Raw genomic sequence first — 13,373 nt, 5'->3', positions numbered from 1 at the left:
GACCTTATCCGGAGACGGCCGGCTGCCTTGGTGCAGCCGATGCCGTTTCCTTGGCGGTCACTTCAGCACCATTTCGCCTTTGCCAGACATAGACGGGTATTCCGAGCATCAATAGCACGAGGCCGTAGAGCACCGGTTCGGCGCCGGAGCCGTAAAGGGTGAAGATTGCGAAGATGAAGGCGATGAGTTCGATGGCGCTCACCCGTGGCATTCGCCCATGGGTCACTCCCGCAACGAGGCTTCCGGCAAGTGAGCAGAAGGCATAGGGAATGACGGCAGCCATGGTGCTTAGCCCGACCATCAGCCGGTAGACGGCGGCGAAACCCTCGGAGCCGATCGCCTGGACGAGCACCAAAAGTGTTGCGAAGGAGGCTGAGATGATCATGCCCCATGCCGGCACGCCGCGCGGGGAGAGCCGGGCGAAAAGCGGCGGAAACAGGCCGTCGCGGGCCGCCGCCATCGGAACCTGCCCCATCAGCAAGGTCCAGCCGTTGAGAGCACCGATCGAGGAGAGCAGCACGGCAATCGCGATCGCCAGCTCGCCGGGCCGGCCCCACATGATCGCCGCGGCCTGGGAGAATGGCGCAACCGAGTGAACCAGCTGGTCGCGCGGCAGAAGGCCCATCACGACAATGGTGCCCAGAACGTAGAGGGCGGCGGCGATCGAGATCCCAAGCACGGTCGAGCGGGGGATGGTGCGCTCGGCGTTTTCGACATCGCCTGCGGGTACGGTCGCCGATTCCAGCCCCAGATAGGCGAACATCGTCAACGGCGCCAGCGTTGCGACCGACTGCAGCAGCGATTGTCCGCTCGGGTTGAATTCGGAGAAATGCGACGTGTCGATGAAGAGAAGACCGATAATGGCGACGGCGCCGAAGGGGAGCAGCTTGGCATAGGTGGTGACCTGAGCGAAGACGCCCGCCGCGTGCACGCCACGAAGATTGACGAGGACGATCGCCCAGATCACGCCGAGCGTCAGCACGGTCGCGGCGAAACGATTGCCGAGGGCGGGGAAGAGATCGACCATCACGCCGGCAAAGGCGATTGCGATGACGGGCAGCGATGTCCAGATGGAAATCCAGTAGCCCCAGGCGATCAGGAAGCCGGCAAAATCGCCATAAGCGAGCCTTGTATAGGCGTAGGGGCCGCCGACCGCGGGCACGAGGCGCGCTAGGCGCGCGAAGGTCAGGCCGAGACAGATCGCGCCGGCGCCCATGACGATCCAGACGATGATCGCCAGATTGCCGTAGGGTGCGACCGCAGCCGGCGAAAGATAAAAGCCCGAGCCCACCATGTTTCCGACGACGATGGCGGTGCAAGCGGCAAGTCCCAGACTCTTGCCATTTGGCGACGTTGTCATGGTGCCCTCCCGAGAGACGCCCTTCTCGATGCCGATTTCGGCTCGAACTTCCGTTCCCGGACGCGATTTTCCTCCCAAAGAATGGATGCCGCAATCCGGTTCAATGCGTAGTGGCGACAAAGTCTTTTCGGCATTAGCGGCAGCCGCGCGAGCGGGCGGCAGTGTCCCTCTTGTTTGAACGGCATTGATTGTACTCAATGCCTGGCGCCGCTGCGTGAGCTATCCTCCACAACCGAACATCATTCTGTTCTCAGGAGTTAGTGCGATGAAGATGGCCATGATCATTGGACTTGCCGCGATCACTGCCGTCGCCGGAATAGTCCCGGTCGACGCGCAGCAGACGAGACGCGAATATCGCAGAATGAACTGGAGCGAGAATCTGCCTGACGCGGTACGAACCTATCACGACAGACGATTTACGATCGTCAGCTATAGGACGGCAGATTTTTCTGAGACCGGCGCCCACCCGACACAGGGAAGCGAGGAGCACGTCAAAGCCATCCGGGATGCGATCCGCGCAAACAAATGGCTTACCGCCCAGCTCAAAACCAAAAAGCTCACCGCGAACGACATCGAATGGGTCTCGCGGGCACGCAACGGCAACATGACCTTCTATACGAAATGACCGGTCTCAGCGCCGCACAGATTTCAGTTGAGGCAGGCCTCGAGGCCGCCTTCTCCGATAGGACAGCCGCCCGCCTCTGTGGGCGACTGCGACCGGGCAAAAGATGAAACGCAGGCCCACCCATTCACATCTCGTCTCACCTTCACGATCAGCATAAAACAATCGCAATGAAGGGTGTCGGAGGCGGGGCAATGAGATTGGGCGAGCAGGGATTTCTCAGGATCTCGATCGCGGCGACGGTGGTGGTCGCTACGCTCGGCGTGGTTTTCGGCATTCTTTCCGGATCGTTCTCCATCGCTTTCGACGGCGTATATTCGCTGGCCGACGCGGCGATGACCGGCTTGGCGCTCTGGGTTTCCAGCCTGATCATACAATCGACGCAGCGCGACGCCCGATCCGGCAGGATTCGAAACCGTTTTACCATGGGCTTCTGGCATCTGGAGCCGATCGTGCTGATGCTCAATGGCTGCCTGTTGATGACCGTTGCCGTCTATGCGCTGATCAGCGCGATCATCAGCATCCTCAGCGGCGGCCATGAATTGCAATTCGGCATGGCGGTGGCTTATTCCGCAGCGACCCTGCTTGTCTGCGCCGTCATGGCCTTCCTCGGCATCCGGCTGAACGCCCGCATCAAATCCGATTTCATTTCGCTCGACGTCAAGGCCTGGATCATGTCCGGCGGCATCGCGCTTGCCCTGCTGATTGCATTTCTGATCGGCATGGCCGTGCAGGCGACGCCGGCCGCTTGGGTTGCCGGCTATATGGACCCCGCGGTTCTGGCGCTGGTCTGCCTGGTCATGATCCCGCTTCCGATCGGCACCGTCTGGAAGGCGTTGACCGAAATCTTGCTGATCGCGCCTGCCGATCTCCAGGAGCATGTCGATCGCATCGCTTCGGAGACGGTTCGTCGCCTTGGCTTCCTCTCGCATCGCGCCTATGTCGCCCGGGTCGGCCGGGCCATGCAGATCGAACTCTACTTCATCGTGCCGGAAGGACTTCCGGCAAAGACCGTGGAGGAATGGGACGCGCTCAGAGACGAGATAGGCGATGCGATCGGAGATGAGAGCGCCAATCGCTGGCTGACGATCGCCTTCACGGCCGATGCGGAATGGGCGGAATAAGCCGGCGCCGGCATTCCCGCTGACATCGAAATGCTTTGCCCAAGATTGATTGCAATCAACGACGGAGCACCACCCGTCCTGTACCATCCCTCTAGTTGAGATGCCCGTCGCTGCAGAGCGGCCACGGCCTGTGACCCTCGATTTCCGGAGGAACGCATGGAATTCCAGATGGCATTTCCGATTGCGGTTATCGACGAGGATTTTGATGGCAAGAGCGCTGCCGGCCGCGGCATGCGCGATCTGGCGGCCGCAATCGAGAAGGAAGGTTTCCGGATCGTCTCCGGCGTTTCCTACGAGGATGCGCGGCGCCTCGTGCATATCTTCAACACCGAATCCTGCTGGCTGGTGTCCGTCGATGGAGCCGAGGACAAGACCACGCGCTGGCAGCTGCTGGGAGAGGTCCTGGCCGCAAAGCGGCAGAGGAACGACCGCCTGCCGATTTTCCTCTTCGGCGACGATACCACCGCCGAAGACGTGCCGGCATCGGTGCTGCGCCACGCCAACGCCTTCTTCCGGCTGTTCGAGGATACGGCGGAATTCATGGCGCGTGCCATTGCGCAGGCCGCCCGCAACTATCTCGACCGGCTGCCGCCGCCGATGTTCAAGGCGCTGATGGACTACACGCTTGAGGGCGCCTATTCCTGGCACACGCCAGGCCACGGCGGCGGTGTCGCCTTCCGCAAGAGCCCGGTCGGCCAGCTCTTCTATACGTTCTTCGGCGAAAACACGCTGCGGTCCGACATCTCCGTATCGGTCGGCAGCATCGGTTCGCTGCTGGATCATGTCGGACCGATCGCCGAGGGCGAGCGCAATGCGGCCCGCATCTTCGGCACCGACGAGACGCTGTTCGTCGTCGGCGGCACGTCGACGGCCAACAAGATCGTCTGGCACGGCATGGTCGGGCGCGGCGATCTCGTGCTCTGCGATCGCAACTGCCACAAGTCGATCCTGCACTCGCTGATCATGACGGGCGCCACCCCGATCTATCTCATCCCTTCGCGCAATGGGCTCGGTATTATCGGTCCGATCTCGAAGGATCAGTTCACGCCTGAATCGATCGCCCGCAAGATTGCCGCGAGCCCCTTTGCGGGGCAGACCAGCGGCAAGGTCCGGCTGATGGTCATCACCAATTCGACCTATGACGGGCTTTGCTACAATGTCGATGCGATCAAGGCCTCGCTCGGCGACGCGGTCGAGGTGCTGCATTTCGATGAAGCCTGGTATGCCTACGCCAACTTCCACGAATTTTACGACGGCTTCCACGGCATCTCGTCGAACCAGCCCGCACGATCGCAAAACGCCGTTACCTTTGCCACGCACTCGACGCACAAGCTGCTTGCCGCCCTTTCGCAGGCATCGATGATCCACATCCAGCATGCCGAGACCAAGCGGCTCGACATCACACGCTTCAACGAAGCCTTCATGATGCACACCTCGACCTCGCCGCAATACGGCATCATCGCCTCCTGCGATGTCGCGGCCGCCATGATGGAGCAGCCGGCCGGGCGGTCGCTGGTGCAGGAGACGATCGATGAGGCGATCAGCTTCCGCCGGGCGATGAACCGCGTGAAAAGACAGACCGAGGGCAGCTGGTGGTTCGACGTCTGGGAGCCGACGGTTGCCGAGCAGACGCCGAGCGACACCCATGCCGACTGGGTGCTGAAGCCGGGCGATGACTGGCATGGTTTTACCGGCCTTGCCGAAAATCATGTCATGGTCGATCCGATCAAGGTCACCATCCTTTCGCCGGGCCTCTCGGCCAGCGGAGCGATGGATGAGCACGGGATACCGGCCGCCGTCATCACCAAATTCCTCTCCTCCCGGCGCATCGAAATCGAGAAGACCGGCCTCTATTCCTTCCTTGTTCTCTTCTCGATGGGCATTACCCGCGGCAAGTGGAGCACGCTCGTCACCGAGCTCATCAATTTCAAGGACCTCTATGACGCCAATGCGCCGCTGACACGGGCGCTGCCGGCACTGGCCGCAGCTCATCCGGAAGCCTATGCGGGCGTGGGATTGAGAGATCTCTGCGAAAAAATCCATGCGATTTACCGCAAGGACGACGTGCCGAAGGCGCAGCGCGAGATGTACACGGTGCTGCCTGAGATGGCACTGCGTCCCGCCGATGCCTATGACCGGCTGGTCAAGGGCAAGATCGAGAGCGTCGAGATCGACGATCTGATGAACCGCATCCTCGCCGTAATGATCGTTCCCTATCCGCCGGGCATCCCGCTGATCATGCCGGGCGAGCGGATCACGCAATCGACGAAGTCCATCCAGGACTACCTGCTCTATGCGCGTGACTTCGACAGCAAATTTCCCGGTTTCGAAACGGATATACACGGCCTTCGCTTCGCCTCCGGTGACGGCGGACGCCGCTATCTCGTCGATTGCATTGCAGGGGAGGAAGAGGAATGATCCCGCGTGATGTGAAGTCTCCGACGGTCGCCATACCCTTCCACAAGATGCTGAAGATCGTGGCGATCATCGACCGCGACAACTCTCAGGCTCAGGAACTGGTGTCACAGATCATCGACCAGGGTTTCGAGGTTGAACTGCGTGGCGACTATTCCGCCGATGTCTCAGAGGATGCCGATGTCGGCGCCTATATCGGCTCGGTCGAGGGCGGCCAGCTGTCGGCGGCTCGCAGCTTCCTTCGCTCGGTCAGGGATATCGGCTTTCGTACACCGATCTGGGCAATGGCCGATACGCTGACCATCAAGCATATGGACGTCGTCGAAATGGCCGGCGAGGTCGACGGCTTCGTTTACCTCGGCCAGCAGACGCCGACCTTCTACGCCAAGCAGATCGTCTCCAGCGCGGTCAATTACGGCAAGTCACTGCTGCCGCCGTTTTTCGGCGGCATGATGGCCTATGACGGCGAGGCGAATATCGCCTTCGATTGCCCCGGTCATCAGGGCGGCCAGTTCTATCGGAAGTCGCCGGCCGGCCAGCTGTTCTTCAAATATTTCGGCGAGAGCATTTTCCGCAACGACCTCTGCAACGCGGATGTCGATCTCGGGGACCTGCTGATCCACGAAGGTCCAGCCGTCGAGGCCCAGAAACAGGCGGCGCGCATCTTCGGTGCTGACCGCACCTATTTCATCCTCAACGGAACAAGCACCTCCAACAAGGTGGTTGCCAATGCGGTGCTGCACAGCGGCGATCTCGTGCTCTTCGACCGCAACAACCATAAATCCCTGCATCAAGGCGCTCTCGTTCAGGCCGGCGCCATCCCGATCTATCTGCCAACCGCCCGCAATTCTTTCGGCATGATCGGCGCGGTGGACTGGGCGGCGTGGGATGAAAGCTGGCTGCGACGAAAGATCGAGGAACATCCGCTCGTCGCCGACAAGAGCCGTGCGAAGGCAGATCGGCCCTTCCGTCTCGCCTGCATCCAACTCGCGACCTATGACGGCACGATCTATAATGTCGGCCAGGTCATGGAAAAGATCGGCCATCTCTGCGACTACGTCCTCTGGGACGAGGCCTGGATCGGCTACAATGCCTTCCACCCGCTCTTCGAAGGCCACAGCCCGATGCGTCTCAAGGACCTGCGGGCCGACATGCCGGGCCTGTTTTCAACCCAGTCGGTGCACAAGCAGGGCGCCGGCTTTTCCCAGGCGTCGCAGATCCACAAGCGGGACGACCATATCAGCGGCCAGCGGCGGTTCGTCGAACACAAGCGCTTCAATGAATCGCTGCTGATGCATGTCTCGACCTCTCCCTTCTATCCGCTGTTCGCCTCGCTCGATGTCAATGCCAAGGTGCATGAGGGCAAGGCCGGCGAGATGCTCTGGGACCGCTGCATCGAACTCGGGATCGAGGTGCGCAAGAAGTTGCGCGGTTTCGTTCAGCACTACGAGTCCAATGCCGCAAGCTCCGAAGAACAGTGGTTCTTCGATCCATTCGTGCCGGACAAGGTCACCGTTTCAGGCTCCAAACATACCAACGACCTCGAAGGCGTGCGGTGGGAGGATATCCCAACGGATGTGCTCAAACGCGAGCAGCAATGCTGGCAGTTCGATCCGCAGGCAAAGTGGCACGGCTATGCCGGGTATGCACCAGGTTACACCATGGTCGACCCCAACAAGCTGGCAATACTGACACCCGGCATCGACCGGAAGACCGGCGGCTATCGCGACTTCGGCATCCCGGCGACTGTCGTCGCCAACTATCTGCGCGAGCAGCGGGTGGTGGCGGAAAAATGCGACTTGAACAGTCTCCTGTTCCTGCTGACCCCGGCCGAGGATGAGAGCAAGCTGAACACGCTCGTCGCCAAGCTGGTCAAATTCAAAAATCTCTGGGACCGAGACGCGCCGCTGCAGGAAGTGCTGCCGACCGTCTATGCGGCCAATCGCGAGCGCTATGCCGGTTATACGGTCCGTCAGGTCTGCCATGAGATGCACTCCTTCTATCGCGATGCTGGCGTGAAGGAGTTGCAGCGCCTCTGCTTCCGCTCCGAGAGTTTCCCGGAACCGGCCATCGCTCCCAAGCAGGCCTACGAAGCGCTGGTCGCCAACAATGTCGATTATGTACCGCTGACGCAGGCTGCCGGCCGTATTTCGGCAACGCTGGCGCTGATCTATCCGCCGGGGATCGGCGTGATCGTTCCCGGCGAGCGCTGGGATGATCGGGCGCGCCCGATGCGGGACTATTTCCTGGCCTTCGAGGAGTCGTTCAACCGGTTTCCGGGGTTCAATTACGAAGTCCAGGGCGTGTTCCAGGAAAGGATCGAGGGGCGGATCCAATTCCACACATATGTCGTGCGCGAGTAGACGCAGGGAGGGTTTCGTCATGACCGACAACACAATGCATCTCGCGGCCGAGGCCACGACCAAGAAAAAAATGAACCTGGTGCAGCTCACCTTCATCGTTGCCGTCAACATGATGGGATCGGGCATCATCATGCTGCCCGCCAACATGGCCCAGGTCGGTGCAATCTCGCTGCTTTCCTGGCTCGTGACGGCCATCGGTTCCATGGCGATCGCCTATGGCTTCGCCCAGGCCGGGCTGTTCAACCAGCGTCCAGGCGGCATGTCCGCCTATGCGGAGGATGCCTACGGCAAAGACGGCTACTTCATGGTGTTCTTCCTGTATTTCCTTTCGCTTGCCGTCGGCAATGTCGCCATCGGCATCTCCGCCGTCGGCTATCTTGCCGAATTTTTTCCGGTGCTGACGTCCACGCCGATCATGACCTGCGTGGCGCTGATCATCCTCCTGTGGCTGACCACGGCGGCCAATTTCGGCGGTCCGCGCATTACCGGACGCATCGGTTCGGTTACGGTCTGGGGCGTCATCCTTCCGGTCGGGCTGCTGTCGATCATCGGCTGGCTCTGGTTCAGCTCAAGTACGTTCGGCGCGGCCTGGAATCCGACAGGGCTGACGCTGGCCCAGGGCATGGGGTCGAGCATCTCGCTGACGCTCTGGGCCTTCCTCGGCATGGAGTCGGCCGCACAGAATTCCGACGCAGTCGAAAATCCGAAACGTGACGTGCCCCTCGCCTGCATGTTCGGCACGCTGGGCGCCGCCGTCATCTACATCCTGTCGACGACGGTCATTCAGGGCATCGTACCGAATGCCGATCTCGCCACCTCCACCGGGCCGTTCGCACTGGCCTATGCCACGATGTTCAATCCGACGATCGGTTCGATCGTCATGGCGCTGGCGGTGCTTGCCTGCCTCGGCTCGCTGCTGGGCTGGCAGTTCACGATCGCCCAGACGGCGAAGACTGCAGCGGAAGAGAAGATGTTTCCGTCGATATTTTCCCGGGTCAACGAAATGGGAGCGCCGGTCAGCGGCATGATCATCCTCGGCATCGTGCAGACCGGGCTTGCGCTGATGACCATATCGCCAACCTTGAGCGAGCAGTTTTCCGCTCTCGTCAATCTCGCCGTGGTGACGAACGTGTTGCCCTACATCATCGCGCTCTCTTCGCTGTTCGTGATGATGAAGGCTGCCCGCGTACCGCAGGCGAAATACCGGCTGAACGCCATCATCGCTATGGTCGGCATGGCCTACAGCGTTTTCGCCATCTATGCCTCCGGCAAGGATGCGGTGCTTGGCGGCATGATCGTCACAGGGATCGGTTTCATCATTTACGGGCTCATCGCCCCGCGATTCGCCAGCGTGAACCGGGCGCCGGCCGAGTAACACAGGGAGGACCAGATATGTCAGAGAGAAATGGTCGCTGGGCGGCTATCGCCGCCTCTGTCCTCGCGGCAGCGGTCGTTTACGCCGTCGCGCTGCCCGCGCAGGCGCAGACGCTGGACCGCGTCAGGACGAACAGCGCGCTGAAACTCGGCTACGACCCGGACGCAAGACCGTTTTCGTTCGATGCCCAGGGCAAGCCCGACGGCTATGCCGTCGCGCTCTGCAACAGGATCGCCGACAGCCTGAGGGCGCAGCTGAACCTGTCGAAGCTCGATGTGGAATGGGTTCCCCTTTCGGGCGACGCCAAGCTGCGAGCCATACAGGACGGCACGGCGGACCTTGTCTGCGCTGCGGAGCCGGTGACGCTCGGCCGCCGGCAGCAGGTCTCGTTCTCGCTGCCGATCTTCCCGAGCGGCACCGGAGCGCTGCTCAATGCCAGCGCGCCCTTGGCATTGCGCGAGATTCTGCAATATGGCGAACCATCGAGCCGGCCCGTCTGGCGCGGTGCGCCGGCCCGCACGATCCTCGAACACAAGACCTTCTCCTCGATAGCCGGCACGACGAGCGAAGAGTGGCTGTCCGGCAGGATCAAGACCTTCCAGCTCGCGGCGACGGCGACGCCCGTCACTGACTATCAACAGGGGATCGAGCGTATCCTGGACGGCAGCTCGGCTGTGCTGTTTGGCGACATGCCGCTTCTGATGGACGCTGCCGCCCGCAGCGACAGTTCCGGTAATCTCATCGTGCTCGAGCGCCATTTCACCTACGAACCGCTCGGCCTTGAGCTGACGCGCGGCGACGAGGATTTTCGCCTGGCGGTCGATCGCGCGTTGAGCCAAGCCTACGCGGCGGAGAATTTCCGAGCATTCTTTACAACATGGTTCGGCCCGCCGGACGACGCAGTCGTAACCTTCTTCCGGCAGACGGCTCTTCCCGAGTGAGGCGGCGCGCAGCATAAGGAATGCGAGGAACCGGGGACCATGGGGAGCCCGTCAGAAGCGCGACGGAGCTCGCCGACATTGCCGTGACAGGCGGAGGTTCGTCCATCCAGGCGATCACAGGGAGTGACGGTTGAGCCACCTTTTCAAAGAAATTCGTGACAGCCCGATACTCTGGCTGCTCGCTGCCGTGCCGGTGGTATTCGTGGCTGCGGCGCTCTTCCCAGAAGCCCATACGGCGCTTTTCGTCCTGTCGGTGCTCGCCATCGTGCCGTTGGCCGCTTTGCTTAGTCATGCGACCGAATCCGTTGCCGCCAAGACGGGTGACGCCGCGGGCGGGCTGCTGAATGCGACCCTTGGGAATCTGACCGAACTGGTCATTGCGCTGGCTGCCCTGCAGGCCGGCGAATATACGCTGGTCAAGGCATCCATCGCCGGAGCGATCGTCACCAACACGCTATTCATGCTGGGCGCTTCGTTTCTGCTCGGCGGCCTGAAATATCACCTTCAGGAATTCAACCGGGCGAGCGCCCGTCTTCAAGCGGGCCTGCTTTTCCTCGCCACAATCGCGCTGCTGATGCCTTCGGCGCTTGGCGAGTTGGACGCGGCGTCCATCGCACCGGTCACCCACACGCTCAGCCTCAGCCTGGCCGTTCTGCTGATCATCGGATACGGACTTGGGCTGTTTTTCACGCTGGGGACGCACCGGGAATTTTTCTCTTCGGCGGAACACGCCGAGGCCGGCGAAGCGCCGTGGCCAATTGGCCTCGCCCTCGGTACACTCGCCGGCGTCACGGTGCTCGTGGCGTTCGTCAGCGAGATTTTCGTTGAATCCGTGCAGGAAGCGGCCGTCGCTTTCGGCATGACCCCCGCCTTTGTCGGTTTTATCGTCGTCGCATTGGTCGGCGCCGCCGCCGAAATGGCCTCGGCTTTTTCCGGGGCGCGCAAGAACCGGCTCGATCTGAGCGTCGGCATCGCACTCGGAAGCGCGTCGCAGATCGCCTTGTTCGTCGCGCCGGTTCTCGTCTTGATGAGTTATGTCATCGGTCCGTCGCCGATGGATCTGCAATTCTGGCCGGGTGCGGTGACGATGGTGTTTCTTGCCACCGTCACTGCGATGTTCGTCACCAACAGCGGACGATCGGCATGGTTTGTCGGCGTCCTCGTGCTGATGGTCTATATGATTTTCGCCATAACGCTCTACGTCTTACCGCCGGCCGTGAGATGAGGTTGCGGGGTTCCAAACAGCAGCGACCCGACGGCGGACCGTACACCCGGCAGATGAGACGGCTGTTCTTCATCGCGCTCGCCAGGCAGCTTCGTGTGATCTGGCCGATCCTTTCCGGCATCGTGTCGATCATGGTGGCATCCGGCCTTGCAATTTGGCGCATCGAGGATTGGCGTATCGATGAAGCGCTTTATTTTACCTTCGTGACAGGCCTTACCATCGGTTACGGCGACTTCACGCCCAAACATGTTTCGGCGCGAATTTTGGCTTTGATTATCGGTTTTGCCGGGATCGTGCTGACCGGGGTCATTGCAGCCATCACCGTAAAAGCCCTGAATGCAACGGACCGAGACGGCAACAGCTAGACTAGACCCGTTACGTGGCAGACTTCGTGTGCCTTCGGTCTCCAATCCATAAATTTATTCGTGATCTCCGGGAACGATCCGATAGCTTCGTGACTTCGTATCCATTGCACGTGTGCCTTGAATGCGGAACTGATCCATGAGCCAAGAGCGCGGCCGCAGAAAACTAATGTTGCGACTTCCCGATATCCGGCATCTGCTGGCGAGTATAACCAGTGAGGCACTCCAGGAGATGTTCGAGTCCTACGATCTCGCAGTCGATGCGCTGGAGCGGTTTCGAAACAGGAGCCCGAGGGAAGAGGGGCTGATCAGCGAATACGAACAGCTCTGCCACGAAATCGAGCAGGAGGTTGTCGTCTACTGCAAGAACAGGTGAGCGCCGCCAGCAACCTGTCCGCGGAGGGATCTCGCCGACCTCGACCAGACGGTTATCGTGTCTGTTCGACGCGTTCGGGTTGAGCATCGAAACTCGCGGGGCGGCTATTTTCCGGTGCGGTCGAGACCGAAGGCCAGGCCCAGGCTCTCAGCAACTCATAGAAGACGCTGAGAACGACCGGCCCGAGAAACAGGCCCAACAGACCCTGCGACAGGGTGCCGCCGATCACGCCGATCAGGATCACCGGCATTGGCGTGGAGAGACCGCGCGCCATCAGGATCGGTTTCAGTATGTTGTCGATGATCATGATGGGGATGGCCACGACGGTGAAAACCAATGCAATCGGCGTGGGCCAGGAGAACCACGCCCAGAGAATGACGGGCAAGAGGACAAGCGCCGGCCCAAGCTGCATCAGGCATAGGACAAACACGATAAAGGTCAAAGGTCCGCCGGCCGGAATGTCAAAAAGGGCAAAACACAATCCGCACAACAGCGCCTGCAGGAAGGCCACGCCTATGACGCCGCGCGATACGTTTCGCACCGTGGTTCCCGCCAGTCGGGCGAAGCCGACACCCTTCTCGCCGGCGATCCGGCTTGCCAGTATCTGTATGGCTGCGGCCAAGCGTGCCGAGCGGGTGAGAAATATGCCCGAAAGCACGATCGAAACGACAAAACTCAAGATACCGCCGCCGATCGAGGCAAGTTTGGCGACGATAACGGCCGTCACTTCACGAATGGGCGCCTGAAACTTGATGATGGTGGCGGCCAGATCGGTTGCGATCTGATTCCATGCGCCGTGGATCCGCTGGCCGACGACAGGCCACTCCCGGATAGCGGCCGGCGCTGCGGGCAGCGTGAAATTCCCCTCTCGCAACTTGCCGATCAGCGCCTGAGCGGCGTCGGCAAAATTGACCGCGACAAGGGCCAGCGGCGCGATGATCAGGACGAGAGAAAAGACGACGATGACGACGGCTGCGATGACGGGCCTGTTGCCGATCAATCTGGAAAGCGCCTCGAATATCGGGAAAAGCGCGACCGCCAGAATAGCGGACCAGATGACGATCAGTGCAAAGGGAGCAATGAGGACCAGGGTCCAATAGGCGAAAAGCCCGATGATGCCCAAGCGGACAAGATCGCTTATTCTCGCCTCTATCGAAATCTGCCCTGGTCCGGCTCCCTGCGCCGCCGTATCACCCGTGCTGTCCATCGT

The 13,373-nt window shown here is 61.0% G+C and carries 11 protein-coding genes; 9 read left to right on the top strand and 2 right to left on the bottom strand.

Going from position 1 to position 13,373, the window contains the following annotated elements:
* Positions 1–4: 4 nt before the first annotated feature.
* Positions 5–1,360: an amino acid permease gene (locus AMC88_RS00630; protein ID WP_064824652.1), complete on the bottom strand. Its 1,356-nt coding sequence runs from the start codon at positions 1,358–1,360 to the stop codon at positions 5–7.
* Between the two features lie 265 nt (positions 1,361–1,625).
* Between AMC88_RS00630 and AMC88_RS00625 the strand changes: the two genes are divergently transcribed.
* From AMC88_RS00625 to AMC88_RS00585, 9 genes are all read left to right on the top strand, one after another.
* Positions 1,626–1,985, top strand: coding sequence for a hypothetical protein (locus tag AMC88_RS00625; RefSeq protein ID WP_016735179.1), 360 nt, complete (start codon positions 1,626–1,628; stop codon positions 1,983–1,985).
* Between the two features lie 191 nt (positions 1,986–2,176).
* Complete coding sequence (locus AMC88_RS00620; protein WP_064824651.1) at positions 2,177–3,106, top strand: cation diffusion facilitator family transporter; 930 nt, start codon at positions 2,177–2,179, stop codon at positions 3,104–3,106.
* A gap of 156 nt (positions 3,107–3,262) precedes the next feature.
* Positions 3,263–5,524: an Orn/Lys/Arg family decarboxylase gene (locus AMC88_RS00615; RefSeq protein ID WP_064824650.1), complete on the top strand. Its 2,262-nt coding sequence runs from the start codon at positions 3,263–3,265 to the stop codon at positions 5,522–5,524.
* Entirely contained in the window at positions 5,521–7,884 is a 2,364-nt protein-coding gene (speC, locus tag AMC88_RS00610; RefSeq protein ID WP_064824649.1) for an ornithine decarboxylase, read from the top strand. The genes AMC88_RS00615 and speC overlap by 4 nt, the downstream gene beginning before the upstream one ends.
* Positions 7,885–7,903: 19 nt before the next feature.
* Positions 7,904–9,259: a putrescine-ornithine antiporter gene (potE, locus tag AMC88_RS00605; RefSeq protein ID WP_064829849.1), complete on the top strand. Its 1,356-nt coding sequence runs from the start codon at positions 7,904–7,906 to the stop codon at positions 9,257–9,259.
* Positions 9,260–9,276: 17 nt separating this feature from the next.
* Entirely contained in the window at positions 9,277–10,200 is a 924-nt protein-coding gene (locus AMC88_RS00600) for an amino acid ABC transporter substrate-binding protein (protein ID WP_064824648.1), read from the top strand.
* Positions 10,201–10,330: 130 nt separating this feature from the next.
* The gene (gene cax, locus AMC88_RS00595; RefSeq protein WP_064824647.1) at positions 10,331–11,425 is read left to right on the top strand and encodes a calcium/proton exchanger; all 1,095 of its coding nucleotides are present in this window, start codon (positions 10,331–10,333) and stop codon (positions 11,423–11,425) included.
* Positions 11,426–11,478: 53 nt separating this feature from the next.
* Positions 11,479–11,790 (top strand): potassium channel family protein, encoded by a 312-nt coding sequence (locus AMC88_RS00590; protein ID WP_010021693.1) that lies wholly within the window; start codon positions 11,479–11,481, stop codon positions 11,788–11,790.
* A gap of 136 nt (positions 11,791–11,926) precedes the next feature.
* Entirely contained in the window at positions 11,927–12,163 is a 237-nt protein-coding gene (locus AMC88_RS00585; RefSeq protein ID WP_016735186.1) for a hypothetical protein, read from the top strand.
* A gap of 52 nt (positions 12,164–12,215) precedes the next feature.
* Here the strand turns inward: AMC88_RS00585 and AMC88_RS00580 are convergent, their stop codons facing one another.
* Positions 12,216–13,370, bottom strand: a complete 1,155-nt coding sequence (locus AMC88_RS00580) for an AI-2E family transporter (RefSeq protein ID WP_064824646.1) — start codon at positions 13,368–13,370, stop codon at positions 12,216–12,218.
* Between the last annotated feature and the right edge of the window lie 3 nt (positions 13,371–13,373).

Source organism: Rhizobium phaseoli (assembly GCF_001664385.1).
Taxonomy (GTDB): Bacteria; Pseudomonadota; Alphaproteobacteria; order Rhizobiales; family Rhizobiaceae; genus Rhizobium; species Rhizobium phaseoli.
The sequence above is the reverse complement of the archived record's forward strand: the minus strand, read 5'-3'. Positions and strand labels throughout refer to the sequence as shown.